Origin of the sequence: Actinokineospora sp. (assembly GCF_050699995.1) — a bacterium.
GTDB lineage: Bacteria > Actinomycetota > Actinomycetes > Mycobacteriales > Pseudonocardiaceae > Actinokineospora.
Map to the genome: position 1 here is coordinate 1 of NZ_JBOHGC010000296.1, position 21,605 is coordinate 21,605.

At 69.1% G+C, this 21,605-nt stretch carries 23 protein-coding genes; 13 read left to right on the forward strand and 10 right to left on the reverse strand.

Annotated elements, in window-relative coordinates:
• Window positions 1-147 precede the first annotated feature (147 nt).
• The 3 genes from ACRDSQ_RS14835 (at window position 148) to ACRDSQ_RS14845 (ending at window position 2,241) form a co-directional block, all read left to right on the forward strand.
• On the forward strand, window positions 148-975 hold the full coding sequence (locus tag ACRDSQ_RS14835) for a hypothetical protein (RefSeq protein ID WP_431421701.1): 828 nt from the start codon (window positions 148-150) through the stop codon (window positions 973-975).
• The gene (locus tag ACRDSQ_RS14840; protein ID WP_431421703.1) at window positions 917-1,594 is read left to right on the forward strand and encodes an alpha/beta hydrolase; all 678 of its coding nucleotides are present in this window, start codon (window positions 917-919) and stop codon (window positions 1,592-1,594) included. Before ACRDSQ_RS14835 ends, ACRDSQ_RS14840 begins: the two co-directional genes overlap by 59 nt.
• A 131-nt stretch (window positions 1,595-1,725) precedes the next feature.
• The gene (locus tag ACRDSQ_RS14845) at window positions 1,726-2,241 is read left to right on the forward strand and encodes an LppA family lipoprotein (RefSeq protein ID WP_431421704.1); all 516 of its coding nucleotides are present in this window, start codon (window positions 1,726-1,728) and stop codon (window positions 2,239-2,241) included.
• Between the two features lie 7 nt (window positions 2,242-2,248).
• Here the strand turns inward: ACRDSQ_RS14845 and ACRDSQ_RS14850 are convergent, their stop codons facing one another.
• A complete protein-coding gene (locus ACRDSQ_RS14850; protein WP_431421705.1) occupies window positions 2,249-2,635 on the reverse strand; it encodes a hypothetical protein in 387 nt (128 codons plus the stop codon).
• Window positions 2,623-2,883, reverse strand: a complete 261-nt coding sequence (locus tag ACRDSQ_RS14855; protein ID WP_431421706.1) for a hypothetical protein — start codon at window positions 2,881-2,883, stop codon at window positions 2,623-2,625. The genes ACRDSQ_RS14850 and ACRDSQ_RS14855 overlap by 13 nt, the downstream gene beginning before the upstream one ends.
• 246 nt (window positions 2,884-3,129) lie before the next feature.
• Here ACRDSQ_RS14855 and ACRDSQ_RS14860 point away from each other — a divergent pair, with 246 nt between their 5' ends.
• On the forward strand, window positions 3,130-4,449 hold the full coding sequence (locus tag ACRDSQ_RS14860) for a helix-turn-helix transcriptional regulator (protein ID WP_431421707.1): 1,320 nt from the start codon (window positions 3,130-3,132) through the stop codon (window positions 4,447-4,449).
• A gap of 182 nt (window positions 4,450-4,631) precedes the next feature.
• On the opposite strand, the gene ACRDSQ_RS14865 is transcribed toward ACRDSQ_RS14860, so the two are convergent.
• A complete protein-coding gene (locus ACRDSQ_RS14865) occupies window positions 4,632-5,861 on the reverse strand; it encodes a lipopolysaccharide biosynthesis protein (protein WP_431421708.1) in 1,230 nt (409 codons plus the stop codon).
• A 127-nt stretch (window positions 5,862-5,988) separates the two neighbouring features.
• Between ACRDSQ_RS14865 and ACRDSQ_RS14870 the strand changes: the two genes are divergently transcribed.
• From ACRDSQ_RS14870 to ACRDSQ_RS14885, 4 genes are all read left to right on the forward strand, one after another.
• Window positions 5,989-7,626, forward strand: a complete 1,638-nt coding sequence (locus tag ACRDSQ_RS14870; RefSeq protein WP_431421710.1) for a hypothetical protein — start codon at window positions 5,989-5,991, stop codon at window positions 7,624-7,626.
• 4 nt (window positions 7,627-7,630) lie between these two features.
• Window positions 7,631-7,804, forward strand: a complete 174-nt coding sequence (locus ACRDSQ_RS14875) for a DUF2613 family protein (protein ID WP_431421712.1) — start codon at window positions 7,631-7,633, stop codon at window positions 7,802-7,804.
• A 3-nt stretch (window positions 7,805-7,807) separates the two neighbouring features.
• Window positions 7,808-8,830 carry a hypothetical protein gene (locus ACRDSQ_RS14880; RefSeq protein WP_431421714.1) on the forward strand — a complete coding sequence of 341 codons (1,023 nt, stop codon included), beginning with the start codon at window positions 7,808-7,810 and terminating at the stop codon, window positions 8,828-8,830.
• Window positions 8,831-8,962: 132 nt separating this feature from the next.
• On the forward strand, window positions 8,963-9,667 hold the full coding sequence (locus tag ACRDSQ_RS14885) for a class I SAM-dependent methyltransferase (protein WP_431421725.1): 705 nt from the start codon (window positions 8,963-8,965) through the stop codon (window positions 9,665-9,667).
• 26 nt (window positions 9,668-9,693) lie between these two features.
• Here the strand turns inward: ACRDSQ_RS14885 and ACRDSQ_RS14890 are convergent, their stop codons facing one another.
• From ACRDSQ_RS14890 to mihF, 6 genes are all read right to left on the reverse strand, one after another.
• Window positions 9,694-10,734 (reverse strand): DUF3068 domain-containing protein, encoded by a 1,041-nt coding sequence (locus ACRDSQ_RS14890; RefSeq protein ID WP_431421715.1) that lies wholly within the window; start codon window positions 10,732-10,734, stop codon window positions 9,694-9,696.
• A gap of 141 nt (window positions 10,735-10,875) precedes the next feature.
• Entirely contained in the window at window positions 10,876-12,273 is a 1,398-nt protein-coding gene (locus ACRDSQ_RS14895) for a glycosyltransferase family 4 protein (protein ID WP_431421716.1), read from the reverse strand.
• Window positions 12,274-13,041 carry a dolichyl-phosphate beta-glucosyltransferase gene (locus tag ACRDSQ_RS14900; protein WP_431421717.1) on the reverse strand — a complete coding sequence of 256 codons (768 nt, stop codon included), beginning with the start codon at window positions 13,039-13,041 and terminating at the stop codon, window positions 12,274-12,276.
• Between the two features lie 379 nt (window positions 13,042-13,420).
• The gene (locus tag ACRDSQ_RS14905; protein WP_431421718.1) at window positions 13,421-14,629 is read right to left on the reverse strand and encodes a PucR family transcriptional regulator; all 1,209 of its coding nucleotides are present in this window, start codon (window positions 14,627-14,629) and stop codon (window positions 13,421-13,423) included.
• A gap of 138 nt (window positions 14,630-14,767) precedes the next feature.
• Window positions 14,768-15,889: an isochorismate synthase gene (locus tag ACRDSQ_RS14910; protein ID WP_431421719.1), complete on the reverse strand. Its 1,122-nt coding sequence runs from the start codon at window positions 15,887-15,889 to the stop codon at window positions 14,768-14,770.
• Between the two features lie 102 nt (window positions 15,890-15,991).
• The gene (mihF, locus tag ACRDSQ_RS14915; protein WP_091379082.1) at window positions 15,992-16,303 is read right to left on the reverse strand and encodes an integration host factor, actinobacterial type; all 312 of its coding nucleotides are present in this window, start codon (window positions 16,301-16,303) and stop codon (window positions 15,992-15,994) included.
• 375 nt (window positions 16,304-16,678) lie between these two features.
• Here mihF and ACRDSQ_RS14920 point away from each other — a divergent pair, with 375 nt between their 5' ends.
• The 4 genes from ACRDSQ_RS14920 to ACRDSQ_RS14935 all read left to right on the forward strand — a co-directional run bounded on the left by ACRDSQ_RS14920 (window position 16,679) and on the right by ACRDSQ_RS14935 (window position 20,574).
• Window positions 16,679-18,334: a long-chain fatty acid--CoA ligase gene (locus tag ACRDSQ_RS14920; protein ID WP_431421720.1), complete on the forward strand. Its 1,656-nt coding sequence runs from the start codon at window positions 16,679-16,681 to the stop codon at window positions 18,332-18,334.
• A 152-nt stretch (window positions 18,335-18,486) separates the two neighbouring features.
• The gene (locus ACRDSQ_RS14925; RefSeq protein ID WP_431421721.1) at window positions 18,487-18,984 is read left to right on the forward strand and encodes a PadR family transcriptional regulator; all 498 of its coding nucleotides are present in this window, start codon (window positions 18,487-18,489) and stop codon (window positions 18,982-18,984) included.
• Between the two features lie 4 nt (window positions 18,985-18,988).
• Window positions 18,989-20,008: a gamma-glutamylcyclotransferase family protein gene (locus ACRDSQ_RS14930; RefSeq protein WP_431421722.1), complete on the forward strand. Its 1,020-nt coding sequence runs from the start codon at window positions 18,989-18,991 to the stop codon at window positions 20,006-20,008.
• A gap of 197 nt (window positions 20,009-20,205) precedes the next feature.
• Complete coding sequence (locus tag ACRDSQ_RS14935) at window positions 20,206-20,574, forward strand: PRC-barrel domain-containing protein (protein WP_431421723.1); 369 nt, start codon at window positions 20,206-20,208, stop codon at window positions 20,572-20,574.
• A gap of 47 nt (window positions 20,575-20,621) precedes the next feature.
• Here the strand turns inward: ACRDSQ_RS14935 and lepB are convergent, their stop codons facing one another.
• On the reverse strand, window positions 20,622-21,176 hold the full coding sequence (gene lepB / locus ACRDSQ_RS14940) for a signal peptidase I (protein ID WP_431421727.1): 555 nt from the start codon (window positions 21,174-21,176) through the stop codon (window positions 20,622-20,624).
• Here lepB and ACRDSQ_RS14945 point away from each other — a divergent pair.
• Entirely contained in the window at window positions 21,143-21,484 is a 342-nt protein-coding gene (locus tag ACRDSQ_RS14945) for a hypothetical protein (protein WP_431421724.1), read from the forward strand. The genes lepB and ACRDSQ_RS14945 overlap by 34 nt on opposite strands.
• Window positions 21,485-21,605: the final 121 nt, after the last annotated feature.

Sequence of the window (21,605 nt, forward strand, 5' to 3'; positions counted from 1 at the left end):
GCTGCATACCGCGACGGGGGACCTCAACGGCCGGTGCACCGCGTTGCTCGGGTTGGCCGACGAGGTGGACTCCGCCGGCGCGACTCCGAGTTGGACCGGTGAGACCGCCGTGGCCGCGGCGCAACGACTGACGTTGCTCGCGACGGCTTGGAGGATGACCTGGCCGAGGTGTCGGCGTTGCGGCAGGCCATGGGTGAGACGGCCGACGCGGTCAGCGGGCTGCTGCACGGTATCGAGGAGATCGACTACCTGGCGAACACGCACGGTTTCCGGGTCGCCGACGACGGCACGGTGCACGACAACGGCCCGCCGGATGGGTCCGACGTTCAAGGTGAGGACGCCACCGCCGAGCGCAGGCGGATGCAAGCTGAGCTGGTCGACCGGGTGGAACAGGTGATGCGCAGGGCGAACGACATCGACGACGACCTGTGCCACGTGCTGAACAAGATCCTTGACGGCGGGGTGAACGCCGGGGAGGTGGGCGGGTTGACCGCCGCCGCCAGTGCTGGGGCGGCGGCCGGGCACCTGTCGATGATCGAACCGCCTGTCGGTGGAACCCCGGCCGACAACGCCGGCTGGTACGCCAGCCTTGGGGCTGGGGAGAAGGCGTGGCTGCTGGCCAACCGCCCGGACCTGATCGGCAACCTCGACGGGGTGCCCGCCGCCGACCGCGACAAGGCCAACCGGGCACGCATGCCCATCGAACGAGCCAACCTCGAAGCCGAGGCGACCCGCGCACAAGCCTCCGGGAACGCCGAGGAGTTCGCCCGCATCCAGGCCAAACTCACCTCCCTCGACAAGATCGACGAAATGCTGAAGCGGCCCCGACCATCAACTCCTCCTGCTGGACACAGTTGGGGACCGCGCCAAGGCCGCTGTCGCCATCGGCGACGTCAGCAACGCCGATCATGTCGCGGTGTTCACCCCCGGCATGAACTCCAGCGTCGGCGGCAACATGACCGGCTACGACAATGACATGCGCGAGCTGAAGGAACGCACTGAGGACGAGCTTGGACGTGCGCAAAGGCCACATGAGACGGTGGCGGTGGTGACCTGGTTGGGCTACGAGCCGCCCAATACGGACACCATGTGGGACGCGGCTGGCGCGCTGTCTGACGACCGCGCCACCGATGGCGCGAACCGGCTCGCGCCGTTCCTGGAGGGCATCAACGCCTCCAGCCGCACCGACCCGCACCTGACCGCGCTGGGCCACTCCTACGGCTCATTGACCACCGGCATCATGCTGCGCGACCACCCCAACACCGGGGTGGATGAGGCCGTGTTCTTCGGCTCCCCCGGCATCGACGTGGACAAGGCATCCGAGCTGCACATTCCCCAGGGCCACGGCTACAACATGGCCGCGCCCGACGACGACGTCACCCTCGTCGGATACACCGAACACCATGGTCCCGCCCCGAGCGCCATCCGCGACCTGACCCAAATGTCCACACAGGAATACACCGCGCCCGACGGCCGCCATTTCGACGCCTCATCCGGGCACAGCGAATATCTTCGCGCGGGCGACAAGTACACCACCAGCGAATGGAACATGGCCAACATCATCGGCGGCATCGATGCGGGTGCCCGCCTGTGAGGCCCGCAACACGAGAGGAGCACCGGGTGCCTTACCGGTCGGCACGGAGATCAGCTTTCGCGATCGCGATCGCCACACTTGTCGCGGTGGGCGCGTGCGGATCTCCCACCCGCCGCTCACCCGCCACCACAATGGACACCAGCAGCGCTGACAGGGCCGCCCAGTACAACGAAATGCGCGCCCGCCCCGACATCGAGCAGATCACCCAACGCTACGAAGATTTGCGAACTGCGATTCGAGACCGCTTGACACAGGGAATCGGCCTCCCGTCGATGGTTCCGGTACGTAAGGGAGGTGCTTCAGGATGTCGTGACTTCCCGGCTGTTGAGCAAGCACTTAAGGAGTCGCGCGGCCTGCCCGGCTACTACACCGAGGCCAACATTCCCGACGACAAGTGGCCGGACGCCGTACGGATTGTCACCGAGATTGCGAGCCCCTATGGATTCACCACGGTGGTCACCGTGGTCGACCAACCTGGTGATCATGAAATTTCCCTGTCCGACGAGTATGGCGGTGAGCTCATCTTCGGCACTAAGCTCGCCACAATCCTGTCCGCGCGTACCGGCTGCCATCTGTTTCCCGAAGGGCAGCGGCTGGGTTCGACCAGTCCAACGCCGACGACCGCACCTCCTCCCAGCACCACCTGAACCGATGTCACTTGTGTTTGGAGGAATCGAGAAGGTCGTCGAGGCAGTGGGTGCAGGCTCGTAGGTCGTAGCGGTGGGTGATGTCGGGTAGGTCGGTGATGAGCAGGGTGTCGCACATGGCGAGGCCGGGGCGTGGTCCGTGCGCGTGTGCCACGTCGGTCTGCAGGACGCCGTGGCCCCAGGCGGGGACGTCGTAGAGTCGGGCGGCGCAGATCGCGCAACTTGGCCAGTCCCACCAGATTCGCCGCACCTCGGGCGCGTCCAGACACGGCGACCCGCACACCGCGTAGAAGGTCACGCCGTGGTCATGAATGAAGGTGCGCGCGCCATCGGTCGCCCAATGTCGTAGCTGCCGGAACACCCCGGCTGCCCAGCCGCTGGTCACAGTCGCCATGACACGTCTCCGTTCCGGTCGGCGAGTTGGTCGCCGTGGATGAGCAGGCAGGCCAGGCATCGTGTCCCGTGGTCGGTGCAGATGATCCGGGTGTTCGGCGCGGTGTGGGAGCACAGCGCCGCCGAGTAGGCCGTGGAGGACTGGTCAGGGTCGAATGCGTGCACGTGGTCGTCGTAGCGGGACAGATACCAGCGTGGTTCGTCTGCCTGAACGGTGGTCGCGGTCGGTCCGCCGCCGTCGGTGGTCATGGTCGCCTTCCGTGCGTGGTGCCCGCTCGGGGTGGAACCGCACGCGGCGCCGGGTGCCGCCACCAACACCGGAGGCGTCGGGGAACCTCGGGATGGGCAGGCGACGCCGGGTGCCATGGGCCCACACAACCGGAAGGCGGGCGCTGTGGGTCACCCTGTGTGCGACGCCGCCACACTGGTTGTCACCTGCGGCTATCCTGGCTGGGGCGGTTGAGCCGGACAGACCCTTGGGGAGCGTGGGATGAGATGGCGCGTGAATCGGCGGGCATAGCCGAACTGCGGTGCTCGCTCGGACAACGTCTGGCGATGTTGCGCACTGCGGCCGGCGTCACCCAAGGTCAGCTCGCGGCGGCGGTGTACTGCGACCGGACGACGGTGACCCACATCGAGAAGGGGCGCGGTCGCGCCGATGAGCAGTTCTGGCAGACCGCCGACCGGATCGTGGAGGCGGGCGGATCACTGCTGGCCGCGTACCGGGACCTGGAAACCGCGCGGCAGGAGTGCGACCTTCGTGCCCGGCGCTCCGCGCTGGAAGCCCTCCGCGCCAAGGCACACAGCTTCACAACGACGCCGCTCACTGGCAACACCTCGTCCGTCTTCGACGGATACGACGACGAGACCGCCGCAGTGGAGTTGGCGCGCAGGGTGGCGGCCAGCGACGTCGGCGATGAGACGCTGGGCCAACTCGAAGGCGCGATGGACGAGCTGGCGATGGCCTACCCGGTGACCGCCCCACAGGACCTGCTGGTGCGTCTGCGCAGTCATCTCGCGTATGTTTCCTCCCTGACGGACAGCCGCATGACCCTGGTCGGGCGGCGCCGGTTGCTGGTGCTCGGTGGCTGGCTGTCGCTGCTCGCGGCGACAGTGCACATCGACCTCAAACACCACGCGGCGGCCACCGCGCGCCTGCGCACCGCGGCGAGCCTGGCCCGCCACGCCGAGCACGACGAGATCCGGGCCTGGTGCTTCGAGACCGAAGCCTGGCGGGTGCTGACCGAGGGCGACTACCGGCGCGCGGTCAAGCTGTCGCGCGCGGCCCAGGAACTCGCCCCAGCAGGCAGTTCAATCGCCGTGCAGTCAACCGCCCAGGAAGGCCGCGCCTGGGCGCGCCTCAGCAACCCGCGCGAGACCTATGCTGCCATCGACCGGGTGACCAAGCTGGTGTCCCCAATGGCCCGCCCTGACCGCCCCGAGCACCACTTCCGCTACGATCCAGATAAGTCCGTGGCCTACGTGGCGACCACCCTGGCATGGGTCGGTGACCCCGCCGCCGAAAGCTACGCGCGGGAGATCATCTCCCGGCTCAAACCCGACCACGAAGGTCAGAGATGGCCGCGCCGCGTCGCCTCGGCCAACCTCGACCTCGCCCTGGCGCTGCTCGTCACCGACCGCCTCGACGAGGCCTGCCACGCCACCCAGGAAGCGATCCTGTCCGGCCGCGTCGTTCCGTCCAACCACTGGCGCGCCGCGGAAATCGTGGGCGCCGTGGAAGCCCGGCACCTGCCCGAGGCACGCGAGTTGCGCGACGCCTACGAAGGGATGCGACGCGCCACCGCGGTGCCTTAAGCGCTCGCCTCGCCACACAAGATCGTCACCTGGTGCGCGGGCGTCGTCTGCTCGCTCCGCGACCGGGTTGCGGCCAGTCGGTGTCGGTCTTGCCGCGCATGATCGGCAACCCATCGTCGGCCTGCGGCCACCACGCCCCGGTTCGCATCGTGGAGCATTCGCCCCGCCCAAGCACGGGTAGATCAAGCCACCGCGACCGGAACGCGGCGGGAGCGCGACTCGACCACTGCGCCCGCCGCCGCGAGTGCCCCGGTGGCGATCACCGCCGCGGTGACCACGTTCGTCAAAGACCCGTTGAACCAGGCGAAAACCAACCCGATCTCCACGAGCACAGCCACCCACGTCAACACCGTCGACCGCCGGTCAGCACTCGCGATCCGCGAGAACAACAAGATCTGCACCAACGACAGCAACGACCCGACCAGCGCGAACTCCCACAACGGCACCACACTGTCGGCGTACTTCGCCCCGCCGATCACCCGCACCCCAAGCTCACCGAACAGCGCCGCGCCGCCCACCACGAGAGCGTTCAACGCGGCACACAGCCCGAGCGCCAAGGGAATCACCCGGCGCCTGCCCTCATCGCTGGCCAACCGGGGCAACACCACCACGGCGATCGCGTAAGGCAGCCAGTAGGCGATCTTCGTGAGCACCGCGCCCACCGCGTACTCCCCGGCCACGTCCTCCGGCAGCGTGTGCCGGGCCAGCACCAAGTCGAGATTGACCAGCAGCACCAAGGCAAGCAGCGCCTGCGCCGCGTGCAGCACGTCCCGTACGTGGGCGAAGTCCAGGCGCGCGGGCTTGGGTCGGCCGCAGATCAGCCACCCGGCGAACGCCACCGCCATGGCGCCGAACGCGGCCCCGGCGAGCGCGCCGGTCGGAGTCCGGGTGATCAGCAGGCCGACGAGGGTGCCCCCAATCCGCCCCACACCTTCGGCCAGCAGCAGCCGAGCCATGGTCCCGAACCGTTGCGCGCCTTGCAGCGAGCCGTACCAGAGCCCGTTGAGCGTGATCGGTCCCAGCGCCAGCGCGACGAACAACATCGACCCGGGACCGTCGAGATGCAGCAGCCACACGAACAGCGGCACGCTCAGCAGCGCGACCACCGTGATCGACGCGCTGGTCCCGAACCCGAGCGCCACCAGCGGACCCGGTGGCCGCCGCGACGAGTCACCCGCCACCCGCAACGCCACGACCGTCTGCAGACCCAGCGCGGGGACCGCGCCGATCACCAGGACCGCGAGCAGTGAGCCGAGTTCACCGAACGACGCCGGGACGAGCAGCCGCGCCGCCACCAGGGTGAGCAAATAGCTGGCGACGTTGTTGACCCCGAGTGCGCCCGCGACCAGCACGGCGTCGAATCTGCCGCGCCCGAGGGCGGGCGTAGCCTCTTTCGAACCGCTGACCGTCAAGGGCGCGCCCTTCTGGTTACCTGCCGGTAATTTAGAAGACTCTAGCGGCCAACAAGCTCGGAGAACAGGTGTGTCCGATCCAGGTCTGAACGGTCCAACGTGGCTGCGCCGGTCGGCCCTACCGACCGTGAGCGCGCTGTTATCGCTGGTCATCGTGGGTCCACTGCTCGGCGCCGGGTTCGTCCTGAACTACGACATGGTGTTCAGCCCCACCCAGCCGCTGGTGCCCGACAGCCTCGGCCTCGGCTCCGCCCCCGCCCGCTCCGTCCCCGCCGACGCGGTGATCGCGGGCCTCACCCACATCCTTCCGGGTGACCTCGTCCAGAAGCTGATCCTGCTCCTCGCGTTCTTCCTCGGCCCCCTCGGCGCGGGCAGGCTGGTGCCGACGGAGTCCACCGGCGTCCGACTCGTCGCCGCCGTCGGCTACGGGTGGACCGCGTACCTCGCCGAGCGCCTCTTCATGGGCCACTGGCCGTACCTGCTCGCCTACGCCTGCCTGCCGTGGATCGCCGGGGCCGGGCTCGCGCTGCGCCGCGGCGAACCGAAGGCATGGACGCGGCTGGTCGCCTGGTCCGCACCCGCCGTGTTGACCCCGTCGGGCGGACTTCTCGCCGCCGGAACGGCTTTCGCCGCCGCCGGGTGGCGCCGCGCCCTGCCGACGCTCGCCGCGGTCACCGTGCTGAACGCACCGTGGTGGGTCCCGTCGATCCTGCGCCCCGGAGTGTCCACTCCGGACGCCGTGTCACTGTTCGACGCGCGGGGGGAGAACTGGGGCGGCGCGGTCACCAGCGTGCTCGGTCTCGGCGGCTACTGGAACAGCGAGGTCGTCCCCGCGAGCCGGGAGCTGCCGCTGGTCCCGATCCTCACCATCGCCGTGGCTGTCGCGGCACTGCTCGGTTGCCGGGAACTGGCCAGGCGCTGGGAACCGGCCGTCGCGATCCTCGGACTCGGGGCGCTTGGCGTGTACCTCGCCTTGTTGGGCACGATCCCGTTCGGCGCCGAGATCCTGCGCTGGGCGGTGAGCGAGATCCCGGGCGCGGGACTCCTGCGCGACGCGCAGAAGTGGGTGGCCTGGTGGGCTCTCCCACTGGCCATGGGGTTCGCGATCGCCATGGAGCAAGCCGTGCGCCACCTGCCTCGCGGGCGGCTCGCCGCGCTCGCCGCGGCCGCGCTGCTCCCCGTGGTCTCCATGCCGGACCTGGCTCTGGCGGGCTTCGGCCGACTCGAGACCGTCCACTATCCCCAGGACTGGGCCGAGGTCCGCGGGATTCTCCTGGCCGACGACCGGCCGGGAGACGTGCTGACGCTGCCGCTGTCGACGTTCCGGCGGTTCGGCTGGAACGACGACCGCACCCAACTCGACCCCGCACCAAGGATTCTGCCGAAGACCACGGTCATCGACGACACCGTCCACGTGGGCGGGCGGCCGGTGGCCGGTGAGGACACCCGGCTGCCGCCGATCCGCGAAACCCTTGCCGCGCACGGCGACCTCGGCGCGGTCGGCATCGGCTGGGTCCTGGTCGAGCACGGCACGCCGGGAGTCGTCGACCCGGAAGTCCTTGAGCCGCTGGCGGAGCGGTACCGCGGAGAGTGGTTGACCCTGTACCGGGTGCCCGGTCCCGTGGACGCCGCTACTGCAGTCGGCCCAATGCGCTTTCCCGTGCTGCTGGCCGACTTCAGCGCGTTGCTGATCGTGACTGTGAGCTGGTTGTGGCTCGCGTTACCGACCGGTAGATTGAGCGGACTGACCCGGCGCGAGGAGTAATCAGGTGGGCAAGATCGTTGCAGCACTGGTGGCGGTTATGGTCGGGCTCGGCCTGGCCACCGGCGTCACGTTCGGGGTCACCAGCGCCGCGAGCCCCGACAGCGAGAGCAAGCTGGACCTGCGCGACCGGCCGAAGGGCAACGGGGACAACGGCGTCGTCAACTACGGCACCCCCTGACCGGTGGGCGCGCCCACGTCGGGCTTCGGTGATCCGACGGTCAGCTGGAGCATCCTGCTGCACGCGGAGTTGGCCGCCCAGCCCGATCCGGCGTCGGTGCGGCGCGGCCTCGACGAGGTGTGCGCGCGCTTTCCCCATCTCGGGCCGACACCGGACGTCGCCGAGGCGGAGTCGCTCGACATCCTCCGCCACGAGTTCGCGGAAACCGCTTATCTGCCAGACGATTCCCTGGTCAGGATCGCGGTCGGGCCACGCGAGCTGCTCATCGCCGCGCATCACGGCGCCTGCGACGGGCTCGGCCTGCTCGCCCTGCTCGGCGCCGCCATGGACATCCCGGTGACCTCCGGCGCGGTCGGTGTCGCCGACCGTCCCGCGGGCGAGTCGTTCCTACGCTCAGCCGCCCGCCGCGTCACCGAAGCGCTGCTCCACCCGCCCGCGCGGGTCGAGCCGAGCATGCACGGCCAGCAGGCCGGCGAGTTGCTCCTGACCCGCCACGAACCGCGGATCCGGGCTGGGACAAGCAAACTCACCGCTGCCGCGGCCACCGCCGTGACGGCGTGGAACCAGCGCCACGACGCGGGCGCGGACCGGCTCGTCGCCGCCGTCGGCGTCTCCCGGCGCGGCGGCGACGACATCGCCCCCCGCGACGAGAGCGCTTTCCTGCGCCTGCCACTGGAATCCACCGATCAGACGCACATCAGCCAGGCACTGGCGGGCCAAGCCCCGGAGCCGCGGTTCCCCGACTCTCCCGGCTTGCTGACCACGCTGGGCACCCGGTTGCTCGCCAACCGTCTCGGTTCGAGCTTCCTGGTGTCCAACCTGGGCGCGGCGTCCACTTCGGACGTCGTGCGCACGCTGGCCTTCCACCCCGCGGCGAGTGGACGCTCGGCGGTCGCGTTCGGCGCGGTCACCGTGGCCGACACGACGACGATCACCATGCGCGCCCGCGCCCGCGACTTCGACCCCGAGGCCGCGGGGACGCTGCTGGACGACCTCGTCAACGAACTGCGTGGAACCACTCGCTGACGGTTTTCTCGAACCGATTTTGGTTACTTCCCGGTATTTCCCGGTATCATCGAGGCTATTGTCGGTCCGCACCGAAGGACGTCGTTATCGATGACGAACACCTTGCCCTTCTCCGCGACGCTGGACCGGTCCGTGCGACTGTTCAAGGCATTCCGAAATGAACAGACCGACCGCGACACGTTCTATCAGACGCTCGCCGAGGACTCCGCCCGCCAGGTGAACTCCTACGCCGATCTCGACGGCCGAATCATCCTCGACGTGGGCGGCGGACCGGGCTACTTCTCCGACGCCTTCCGCGCCGCGGGCGCCCACTACCTGGGCCTCGACCCCGACGTGGGCGAACTTTCCGCACGTGGGCAGCATGGTGAGAACATGATCCGGGCCAGCGGCACCGAGTTGCCGGTGCGCACCGGGTCGGTCGACATCTGCTATTCGTCCAACGTCCTCGAACACGTCCCGACACCGCACGTGATGCTCGACGAGATGGTCCGGGTGACCAAGCCGGGTGGCACGATCTTCATGTCGTTCACGCCGTGGTATTCACCATGGGGTGGCCACGAGACGTCGCCATGGCATTTCCTCGGCGGCCATTACGCGCGCCGCCGATTCGCCGAGAAGAATGGCGAGGAACCCAAGAACAAGTTCGGGGAAAGCCTGTTCGCATTCTCCATCGGCGCCGCGATCAAGTGGGCGAAGAACTGCGAGGAGGCGACGCTCGTCCGGGCGTTCCCCCGCTACCACCCGTCGTGGGCGACGTGGATCGTGCACGTGCCCGGCCTGCGTGAGGTCGCGTCCTGGAACCTCGTGCTTGTCCTGCGAAAGAACGGGAACGCCTGAGCGGCGTTCCCGTTCGTCCGTCCTTTTCAGACTCCCGCGCCGACGCCCTGCCGTCGGGTCGGCGGGTTGCCGAGACCCCGAGCCGGTTGCCTGCTGCCGCCGAGCAGCAGCATCACCAGCGCGACCAGGATGAGCACGGCGCCGGAGATCCACAGGATCGTCGGCAGCGTGGTGATCGCGAACAGCTTGGAGAGGTTCTTCTCCGCCTCCGCGGCGTTCTTGCTCACCGTCTCGTCGTTGAGCTGCAGCGTCCCGTTGAACACGTAGGTGCCTTTGCCGTTCTGCTGATCCGGCGTGCGCAGCTCCTGCTTGCCGTCCTGTCGACCGGAGACGATCGCACCGGTCGTCGGCTCCACCCACAGCGTCCGGCTGGCCTCGTAGTACAGGTCGACCTTGACCGTGGGCTCGCCTTCGCGGCCGATCAGGCTGCCGGGAACCTCGCGCTCGGAGATCTTCGTCGGCGGCACGTTCAGGACGAACCGGTAGACCTCGAGGCCCTTGATCTGCTCGACGCCTTCGAACTTCGCGTCGACAGCCTTCTTCACCTCGGTGTCGTACCACTTGTACGTGCGCTGTTCGGTGCCGAACGGGAACTTGAAGTTCAGTCCCGGCTGCTGCAGGTCCCCGCGGCTCGCCCGCACGCGCTGGTCGAGTTCATCCTGGTAGTACTGGCCTTCGCACGGCACCACGGCTTCACCGGTGTGCCGGTCCAGACAGATCCGCCGCAGGCCCGCGGTGACCGTCAGCCTTGTCGCGTCGTCCTTGACGATGGACGACTCGACCCAGGAGGTGACGTCGCTGTCGCGCGTGACCTCCGGCTGGCTGAGGTCGCCGGTGACCTTCGTGGTCGACGTCAGACTCAGGTTCTCGCGGATCTCGGGCTTCACCGACGAGCCGTTCGGCACGTAGACGAGCGCGGTGATGCCACTTCCCTGCGCGACGGATTTGGCGTCGATGTTGTGCGGAACCTTGGCCAGCCTGGGGTAGGCGTAGAGCTTCAGCAACAGGCCGGTGGCAACCGCGAACACCCCCAGACCGAGCAGGACGAAGGTGATGACGCGACGCAAAGGGTCCTCCTGTACTCCTGACCGCTAAACGGTCGACAACTACTTCTTACTCGGCGGTAATACCTGCGGAATGTACGTCCTGGAAGCCTGTCGGCGACACTGCTGAATGGCCGATCCGGCCAATCCGTTATGTTCCAGGCCTCATGTCGCACCTTCCCGGGGATTGCGCAGGGATCCGCCCAGCAGTCGTTCCGCGTCGGCCGCCGCCCGGACCGTGACACCGGTCCGACCAGCACGTTCGAGCTCGGCGAGCAGGTCGCCGCCATGGCACTGCTCGACCAATGCCCACTGGCCGATTCCGTCGGTCCCGGACCGCGTTCCGACCGATGTCGGCTGATACGGTTCGGTGTCGGCGGGAAATTCCGCGATGATCGCCTCAGGCATTCCCGACTGCCATTCACCGATCTTCAGTCCGGCCCGCAAAGCGGCCACGAGAGTGGTGAATCGCTCACCGGTCGCGGCCCAGTCGAACCGGGTCGCCCAGTCTTGGCACGCCTTGGCCACGGCTTCGGCGCGGGCCGGATCGGCGAGGTCGGTGAGCACCTGGTCGACGGCTTCGGTGAGGTCGGCGCCGTTCGGGACGAGCCAGCCGGTGTCGCCGTGGCGCACCGAGTCGCGCAGTCCGTCGACGTCTCGGCAGAGCGTGGGAACGCCGTGCGCGGCCGCTTCGACGACCGCCAGTCCCCAGCCTTCGCCGTCGGACAAGGTCACGTTGAGCCAGGAACGGCCCAGCAGAGCCGATTTCGTGGCACCGTCGACATACCCGTGCACGTCGACGGCGCCGTCGAGGCGAGCGGCGAGCGCCCGCAGCGCCCCCTCTTCCGGTCCACCGCCGACGACGTGCAGCCGCAGCGTCGGCCAGCGGTCGAGCAGCGCCTCCACTGTCCTGATGAGACGGTCGACCCGCTTGTGCGTCACCAGCCTGCCCAGGCACACCAGCGTCGGTTCGGCTTCGCGCGCGACTCGGGCCTTCGGCGCCTGGTCCATGCCGTTGGGCACCACGTACACCGGACCCGTCCAGCCCAGCCGGGCGCGCATCGCGTGCACGGTCGACGGTGACACCGCGACGGTGACGGCGTCGCGGTAGACCCGCTGGGCCGCGGGGCCTTCGAGCCACCGGCCGATCGCGGCCAGCCACGGCGGGAAGTGCACCGCGAACTGCGCGTCGTGGACGTGGTGCATCAGCAACACCACTCGGGTGCGCCGGGCGAGGACCAGCGGACTGAAGAAGGGAATGCCGTTCTGGCAGTCGACCACCACGTCGACTCGCCTTCGGTTGCGCAGCAACCACAGCAGCGCCCAGAGGTAGACAGTCCACTGCCCGCCTCGGCGCACGGTGGTGAGCGTGTCCGTTCGTTCACCGGAGGTCTGCCCCTCGTCGCGGGCGGTCAGATAGGTGACCCACGCGCCGGCGCGGGCCATCGCCTCGGCGACCCGCACGGCGTACTCCTCGGCGCCACCCGCGAGGCTGTGTCCGCAGTCGCGCCAGTTGACGACCACGACCCGCGCACCGCGCAAGGGCTTGAGCGCGTCAGTCACCTACGCGACCTCCGCTATCGCCGCGTCGGCGGTGATGATCCGACGCGCGGGAACGTGCGTCTCGCGGTCGAGCAGTTCCCGGATCTCGCGCAGCGCGGCGAAACTGCGGTAGCCGTCGCGCATCGGGCTGAACGTCGAGCCGGGCACGTCGGTCCAGCGGACGGGCAGCTCGGCGATCACCGCGCCGGAGCGCCGGGCCCGGGCGAGCAGCTCGACGTCGAACGCGAAACCTGTGGTGCGCAGCGGAAGGAAGATCCGCTCCGCGGTGTCCCGGTCGAAGAACTTGAACCCGCACTGGGTGTCGCCGACGTTGGGCACCAGCGAGCCGACCGCGCGCCGGAACGCCCAGGCGCCGACCTGGCGGACCATGCTGTGCCGGGCGCGGACATCCGACATCGGGTGCGCCCGCGAGCCGACCACTACGTTCACGCCGCCGTTCAGGCAGTCCATCGTCGGAACCAGCGCGTCCATGTTGGTGGCAAGGTCCGCGTCGCAGAATCCGACGTAGCTGCTGTCGGTGGCGAGGATTCCCGCACGGACCGCGGCACCCTTGCCGCGCTCGGCGCAGTCGATGATCCGGATCGGCACCGGACCGGCACGGTGGGCGCGCGCGATCTCGGCGCTGCCGTCGGTGCTGCCGTTGTCGACGACGACGATCTCGGTGCGCCGGGAGAACCCCCGCAGCGCATAGGCAAGGCCGACCAGAGTGGCTGGGAGGCGCCGTTCCTCGTTGAGGACCGGCACGACGACTGACAGGAGTGTCCTCATCGGGCAGCCCCCGACATGGCCGTGGATCGCCTGGGGGAACCGGGAACGGCTCGCAAAGGTCCTCCTAGAGTGAGACTGGGGTCACATCCGCCGCGAAGTTACCCAACGGTAGTGCCGCACCCGTGGGGTCAATTTAGTGACGGGGGTCACAGCAGGAGTCGAAGGTTGATTCAGGTCGGTCAGGTGAGGCCATTCAGCCCAACCGAGTTGGACTGAATGGCCTATATCTACAAACAAGACTGTTGCACGGAACAAGACGGCACAACGGGTTTCATCGCGAATCGTTGACCCGGGCACCGGGTCAAGCAGCGGGAATGCGCGCACAGCGCGGATTCAGGGCACTGCGCAAAGTGATTTGCCGACGAGTGGTCTGGACTGTTCAGGCGTCAGCCGCTGAGCCAAGTGTCGGATCGAGCCGCGCGGTCTCCACCGAGGCATAAAGCTCGGCGATGCTGCGCGGGTCCGCGAGGTCCCGCTTGGTGAGTTCCTGGATCCGGCGAATGCGGTAGCGCACGGTATTCGGATGGACGAAAAGCCGGGCCGCGGTCGATTTCGCCGAGCCACCCTCGGCGTACCAGGCATGCAGAGTCTTCAGGAGCACGTCCTGCTCCGCCTTCGGCAGTTCGAGAACCCCGGAGAGCACTTCCCGGGCCAATTCCCTGGCCAGTTCGCGGCTGCCCGCGACCAGCGTGGTGAGCGGCTGGTCGCCGAATCCGACGACACCCGTCTCACCCGCGGCCAGGCAGCGCCGGGCGATCCGCGCGCGCCGCAGCGCCGCCGGGATCCGCCGCAGCCCGGACACCGGCGGACTCATGCCGATGCCGTGGCCCGCGCTGTCGAGTGCCTCACGCAGCGCCCGCAGGTCGGTGGCCCGCTCCACGGCGACAATGCCGATCTCGGCTTCGGGCAGGCTGCGCCACACCATCCGCCAGCGTCGGGGGTCGACCAGGGCCGCGGACCGCTCGGCACCGCTCGTCCGGTCGCCGAACACGACCACGAACGTGCCCGCCTGCGGCAGGTTCAGCGCCTTCGCCGCGTCGTCGAGTTCGGCCTGCTTGGTCAGCCTGCCGTCGAGCAGCCCGTCGATCAGCCCCAGCCGGGCCTTCTCGTCGTACCGCGCCGAGTGAGCCTCGAACTCGCTGTACGCGGCGGTGATGACCGCCGAATAGCTGTCGATGATGCGCCACACGGTGGTGCTGACCGGCAGCAGCTGTTCCGGGGTGATGATGCCGGGCGGGATGGCCCGCTCCATGAGCGTCTCGTAGGTGAAGGTGCCGGCGATCCGGAAGGCGCGCAGCACCGCCGAGAGCGGGATTCCCTGCCTGGCCTGGGCGAGTCCAGTCTTGCGGACGGCCTCGACGGAGGCGTCCCTGCCCTCGATGAACGCGGTGAAGGCGTTGCGCAGGTTGACCTCGCACACCTTGCGCAGTTCCTCGGGCGCGCTGGCGTTCACCCGGCGGTAGAACTCCTCTTTCTCGCTGAGGAGGGCGGCCAGTTCGGAGGCAAGTTCCGGCAGCCTCGCCAGCAGCTGTCGCGCCAAGTCGAGCAGCTCGGGAGGCAGCGGCGACGTTAACGTCGGGGCTCCCACGGGCACGACTGTAGCCTTCGTTCGGCGTTATTAATACCGAACGAAGTTCAGATTACCCACGGGTACCAATTTGTGACCGCGGGCGTCACCCGGTTCAACGACGCCGTTCGGGACTGGTTACGCGATGATCTTCGCAGGTCAGAGGGTCACGCCGAGGGCGGCCAGCAGCGTGCGGAACTTGGCGTCGGTCTCGGCCAGTTCCGACGTGGGCACGGAGTCCGGCATGATCCCGGCGCCGGCGAACAGACGCATCCGAGCGGCCTCGACCTCGGCGCACCGGATGGCCACGACCCACTCGCCGTCACCCGCCGCGTCGCACCAGCCGACCACCCCGCTGTAGAAACCGCGGTCGAACGGCTCGCGTTCGGCGATGACCGCCCGCGCCGCCGCTGTCGGCGTCCCGCAGACCGCGGGCGTCGGGTGCAGGGCCGCGGCCAGTCGCAGCGCCGACACCTCGGAGTCGATGAGCTCACCGGTGACGCGGGTCGACAGGTGCCACACCGTCGGGGTCTTGACCAGCGACGGCGTCGCCGGGACGGTCAGCCGCCTGCAGAACGGGCGCAGGACCTCGACCACGGCCTCGACGACCACCCGGTGTTCGCCCTGGTCTTTGGCCGAGGCCAGCAGCGCGGCCGCGACCTTCTCGTCGGCGGCGGCATCGACACCCCGCGGCACCGACCCGGCCAGGGGGTTGGACACGACCTGGTCGCCGGTGCGCCGCAGCAGCAGTTCGGGGCTGGCGCCCAGGAGGGTGCGGCCGTCGAGGTCGGCGGCGTAGGTGAAGCCGATCGGGTTGGCCGCGGCGAGGCCGGGAAGCAGTCGGGCGATGTCGACGGCGGAGTCGAATTCAAGTTCGACCGCTCGCGCCAGGACGACTTTGCGCAGCTCAGGGTCGCTCCGCAGCCTGCGGACGACCTGTTCGACGGCGTGCGCGTAGGCCGCGGGCTCGGGAATCGGGGTGACGCGGGGCGCCTGGGTCCAGGCCGTGGTCGGCCGGGTGGACGCGCGTCCGGAGCGGCGGACAGCCGCCGGGATGACCAGCCTGGGCTGGGCATCCGGGTCGAACGGGAGGGCGCCGACGGCGACCGGCACGGCCGTGTCGAGCAGCAGCTTTCCCACCCGGGCCGCCAGTTCGTCGGGGTCCGGTTCGCTGACGACAGCCTGGCATCCGGTGGCGAGCAAGGTGGCCGACGGTCCGGCGAGCAGGAAATCACCCGGCCGGTAGTTCTCGACCAGCGCTTGCGGTCCGTCGGCTGTCACAGGTCCATCATGCCCAGCCGATGGCCAGCCCGCGGTATGGCCTTGCCCACCGCCACCGCTGGTGGACGGCGTCGCCGCCGCCCACCAGCGGTGATGGGCAGATCAGTTGAGCGCGTCGATCAGCGCTGCGCGCTGCCGGTCGCCCAGGCCCGCCGCGCGGCGGTCCGGGTCGATGCCGGACTGCTCCAGCAGGGCAGCGACCTTCACCGCGCCCAGACCGGGCACGGCCTTGAGCAGCGCCGCGACCTTGGTCTTGCCGATGGTCTTGTCGTCCTTGGCCTTGCCGAGCACAGACGCGATGGTCCGCTCACCGGACTTGATCGACGCCAGCAGCTCGGAGCGCGCCTTGCGGGCTTCGGCTGCCTTGGCGAGCGCGTCAGCGCGCTGCTCGGGAGTCAACGTGGGCAGAGCCAACGTGGTAGTCCTTCCTTCTTCACCCGCCGCGGTAGCGGAGGGTCAGACAAGTTGTCTGGCGTACACCTTTGGCTACCGAGGGTCACGGAGGAGGGGAACGGATCCCACCCTCCACTAAGGATGCGACCCCGGTCGCCGGATGCCTTTCACCAGTAAACGACACCTCGTTGGGCAACATACCCCCGACACGCAGAAACCTCCTGCTGGGAGCACCCCGACAGGGTGTCGCGACACAGCGTGACAGCATGATCAACATGAGGAGAGTGCAGGTTTCGGGCCTGCCGCGGAGGCGTTCCGCGCACTATCGTTGCTTCATTACTTGCCGGTAGTCGGGGTCCGATTCCGCCTTTCTTCACCCCAGGGAGCTTGTCGACGATGTTGAGCACCATGCAGGACGCCCAGCTGTCCATCGCCACGCTGCTGCGTCACGGCGCCACCGTGCACGCGGGCAGCGAGGTCGTGACCTGGACCGGATCGGAGGGCCGGACGACCACGTTCGCCGAGGTCGGAGCCCAGTCCGCCCGGCTGGCCAACGCGCTGCGCGGCCTCGGTGTGACCGGTGACCAGCGGGTCGCGACGTTCATGTGGAACAACGCCGAGCACCTCACCGCGTACCTCGCGGTGCCCGCCATGGGCGCGGTGCTGCACACCCTCAACGTCCGGCTGTTCCCCGAGCAGCTCACCTACATCGCCAACCACGCCGAGGACCACGTGGTCATCGTCGACGCGACCATCGCGCCGCTGCTGGCGAAGGTCCTGCCGACGTTCGAGACGGTCAAGCACGTCATCGTGGCCAACGGCGACGCGGGCGGGCTCACCGCGCCCGAAGGCGTGCGGGTTCACTCGTACGACGACCTCCTCGCGGCGCAGTCCGACGAGTTCGAGTGGCCGGAGATCGACGAACGCTCCGCCGCGGCGATGTGCTACACCTCGGGCACCACCGGCAACCCCAAGGGCGTCGTCTACTCGCACCGCTCGATCTGGCTGCACTCGATGCAGGTCTGCGCCGCCGACGGCATGGGCCTCTCGGCCGGGGACCGCTCGCTGGTGATCGTCCCGCAGTTCCACGCGATGTCCTGGGGCATGCCGTACGCGGCGTTCATGTGCGGCGCCTCGCTGATCATGCCGGACCGGTTCCTGCAGCCCGAGCCGCTGGCCAAGCTCATCGAGGCCACCAAGCCGACCCACTCCGCCGCCGTGCCGACGATCTGGCAGGGCGTGCTCGCCTACCTCGACCAGCGCCCGGCCGACCTCAGCTCGCTGCGCGAGGTCGTCGTCGGCGGCGCGGCCTGCCCGCCGTCGATGATGCACACCTTCGCCGAGAAGTACGGCGTCCACATCGTGCACGCCTGGGGCATGACCGAGACCTCGCCGCTGGGCACCCTGTGCCGCCCGCCCGCCGGGCTGTCGGAGTCGGAGACCTGGGACTACCGCTACACGCAGGGCAGGCTGCCCGCGGGCGTGACCGCCCGGCTCGTCGGCGACAACGGCGAAGAGTTGCCGTGGGACGGCGAAAGCGTCGGTGAGCTGGAGGTTCGCGGGCCGTGGATCACCGGGTCGTATTACCGGCTCGATGAGGAAGCCGACGCAGCGGACGGCGCCGATGGATCTGAGAAGTTCGACGACGGCTGGCTGCGCACCGGCGACGTCGGCACGCTGACCCCGGACGGCTTCCTGACCCTGACCGACCGCTCCAAGGACATCATCAAGTCCGGCGGCGAGTGGATCTCCTCGGTCGAGCTGGAGAACCACGTGATGGGCCACCCGGCGATCGCCGAGGCCGCCGTCATCGGCGTGCCGGACGACAAGTGGGACGAGCGCCCGCTGGTGGCGGTCGTGCTGCGGGAGGGCGCAAGCGCCGAGCCCGCCGAGCTGCGCGAGTTCCTTTCCGACAAGGTCGCCAAATGGCAGCTGCCGGAGAACTGGACATTCGTCTCCGAGGTGCCCAAGACGAGCGTCGGCAAGTTCGACAAGAAGGTCCTCCGCGCCCAGCACGCCGAGGGCAAGCTCGACGTCCGCCACCTGGACTGATCCGACGGACCGGGCAGGGTGCGGTAGGCCGAACGGACGCGCACGCCCAACCGACTAGGTAGGGTTTGCGCAGATCCAGGAGGTGACCCACCCTGCCCGCCACGTCTCCGCGAGACCGCAAGCTCAACGCGACCTCGTACGTTGTGCTGGGGATGCTGTCGCACGGCCCCGCCACGAGCTACGACCTCAAGCAGCGGGTCGGTTACACGATCGGCAACTTCTGGGCGTTCGCCCACTCGCAGCTCTACGACGAGCCCGCGCGGCTGGCCGAGGACGGCCTGGTCACCGCGTCCGTCGAGGAGGGCGGCAGGCGCAAGCGGACCTACTCGATCACCCCGAAGGGTCGCGAGGCGCTGGCGAAGTGGCTGGCCTCGCCGACCCCGGAGCAGACCGAGGTCCGCGACCTGGGTCTGCTGAAGCTGTTCTTCGCGTCCTTCGGCGACGAGGGCGACCTGGTGGCGCTGGCCAAGGCCCGGCACGCCTCGCACAAGGCCCGCGCGGACGGCTACCTCGAACAGCACGAGCAGATCATCAACCACGCCGACCGGTGGCAGGTGAAGTCGCTGGAACTGGGCATCCGGTTCGAGCGGGTCGTCGAGGAGTTCTGGGCGGACTTCATCGCCGAGCTGGAAGCCGAGGGGCAGAAGTAGGTCCGTGTTCTCGGATGCCGAATATCCCGCGCTGCCGTATCCCGGCGGCTGTCCCGCGTTCTCCTACGCGCACGTCGACGGCCACGGCTGGCCGCTTCGCGCCGACCCGGCGGGCTGGCGGGTCGGGGAGGTGGAACTCGACGCCTGGCTCGCCGAGCGTGGCGCGGCGGTGCAGGCCGAGCGGGTGCCGCTCCTGGCGTACGGGTCGAACGCGTGCCCGTCCAAGCTGACGTGGCTGCGTGCCGAGCTGGGGATGCCGGGCCCGATGGTCGTCCTGCGGGCGCGCTGCGAGGGTCTGGCGGCGGTGTGGGCGGCGGGTCCGCGGGTCGTCGACACCTCCCGGCCCGCGGTCATCGCGGCGCTGCCGGGAACGGAGTCGCACGCGGTGCTTCTGGCGACCCCCGACCAGGTCAGGGCCATCGACCGGTGTGAGGGCCGGGGCGAGCGGCACCACCTGGCCCGGCTGCGCACCGGGCGGGTCACGCTGGAGAACGGCGCCGTCCTCGACCGGGTCCTCGCCTACGTCGGGGCCACCGCGGCCCGCCGCCCGCTGCTGGTCGACGGAGCCATGGTTCGGTGCTCCTCCCCCGCGTCCCCCGGCGTGGCCGCCACCACTGACGGCTTGGCCGTGGACGTGGTGACCGGCGACCCGGACCCGCGGGACTACCCGGGCTCGCTGTTCGTCTACGGCACCCTGCAGCCCGGAGCGTCCGCCTGGGACGTGCTCGCCCCTCTGGTCGTCGGCGCGCCACGCCGCGCGCGGGTCCGCGGGGAACTGTTCGACACGGGCCAGGGCTACCCGGCGCTGCGGCTCGGCGACGGTCCCGGCGTGTCCGGGTGGGTGGTCGAGCCAGCGTCGGCGGAGTCACTGGCCGTGACCGACGAATACGAAGGGTCGCAGTACCGGCGGGTCCGCGCAGTCCTGGACGACGGTTCGCTGTGCTGGACTTATGAGTGGATGGCCCCGGGCTCGGGCTTGATCGCCTTGGCCCAGCCTTGGCCATCGCACCCCCCGATGGGGTGATCCATGTGGACACCACCAGCCGGGGACGACGGCCGGTTTGATCTACCAAAGGTCACGTGTTTCCCGCCGGATCGAGCGAGAACCACACGAACAGGGCGCACTCACCCTTCTTTCGGTCCAACTCTCGACCAGGTGTGGGTGAGGCGTCCGAGACGCTCGCGGTTGCGGTGGGGGCCCAGTGGAGTGACCGTGTCCGCATGAGACCGCAGGACCTGATCGGCCACGATGTGTACGACCCACAAGGCCGCAAGATCGGCCGGGTCGGGACGGTGTACCTCGACGGCTCCACCCATGAACCCGGTTGGGTGACGGTGAAGACCGGCCTGTTCGGCCCGAAGGAGAGTTTCGTTCCCCTATCCGGCGCGCACCCAGGCGACCAGGGCCTGCAGGTGGATGTCGGGTTGGACAAGGTGAAAAACGCCCCCCAGGCCGCGGGCACGCTGTCCGCGGCGGACGCCACGGCGCTCTATCGCTACTACGGACTGCCTGAAGCCCCTCCACCGATCCCGGTGCAGCGCACCCCGAAACCCTCGGATATCCCGCCACGCCGCCAGCCGGCGTCCTGATCCCGGTGGGCGGCGGCGAGTCCCACCGCCGCCCATCTGGCCTTCTTCTACTGGGCTGCGCGCTTGCGGGTCAGCCGCAGCCCGAGCCAGATGGTTCCGAGCAGGAACACCACACCACCGCTACTGGCGATCCAGAACAGCGCGCTCGCCGACGGGGCGTCGCGCGGCGCGTTCGGCTGGCCGGCGTCGGTGAACGCGGTGACCTCGGGCAGCGACCGGGCACCGATAGCAACCACCACACCCTTGACCGCGGCGAGTGGGATCGCACCGTCATGCGGCATATCGCTGCGGAATCGCGAGTCGGCTGAGTTGCCGCGCCAATCGCCGACTACGAACACGGTGCCCTCCGGAATCGTTACCGTCCCGTCGTACCCGTTCGGGTACGGGTCGTCCTTGCGGACATACGGCTCCTCGATCGCCCGCCCGTTGACCTGGAGCTTCCCGTCGCGGTCCCACACCAGAGTGTCTCCGCCGAGTCCGACGACCCGTTTGATCATCGGCTCCTCAATGTCCCAGGACGGCGCGTCGAAGGCCACGATGTCACCGCGCCGTCGGCAAGCGCCACCACGTGACGGTGATCGCGACGCCCACGAGCATGACAGCGACCGGCGGCAGCCAACGCCTAGTGATCTTCATTGTTCTCCCCAGGAATGTCATGGCGGACTCAGCTCGCCAATGCCCTGTCGCCAGTCAAGCGCACCGGCAGCCGGCGGATCCGCACGACCCGTCGCAACTCCGCGGCGATCGCCGCGTGCTCGTCGGCCCGACAGGCGCTTTCCCGGTACACCAGCGCGATCCGGCGTCGCGGGGCAGGCTGGTCATCGCGAAGCCGGGCGTGGACAAGGTCGACTTCGACGCGAAGACCCCCGCGAACCCGCCGCCCTGGTTCGCGGGGGTCTTCCGTGCTTAGCCTCGATCCGTGGAGCGAGTGGGTGTTCGTTCGGCGTGGTGACGTAGGAAGTGCCTTCTGGGTCGGGAGAATCTGGAGTGTCTAGGTCCCGATTCAACCGATCCAAGAAGGCACTGACGGT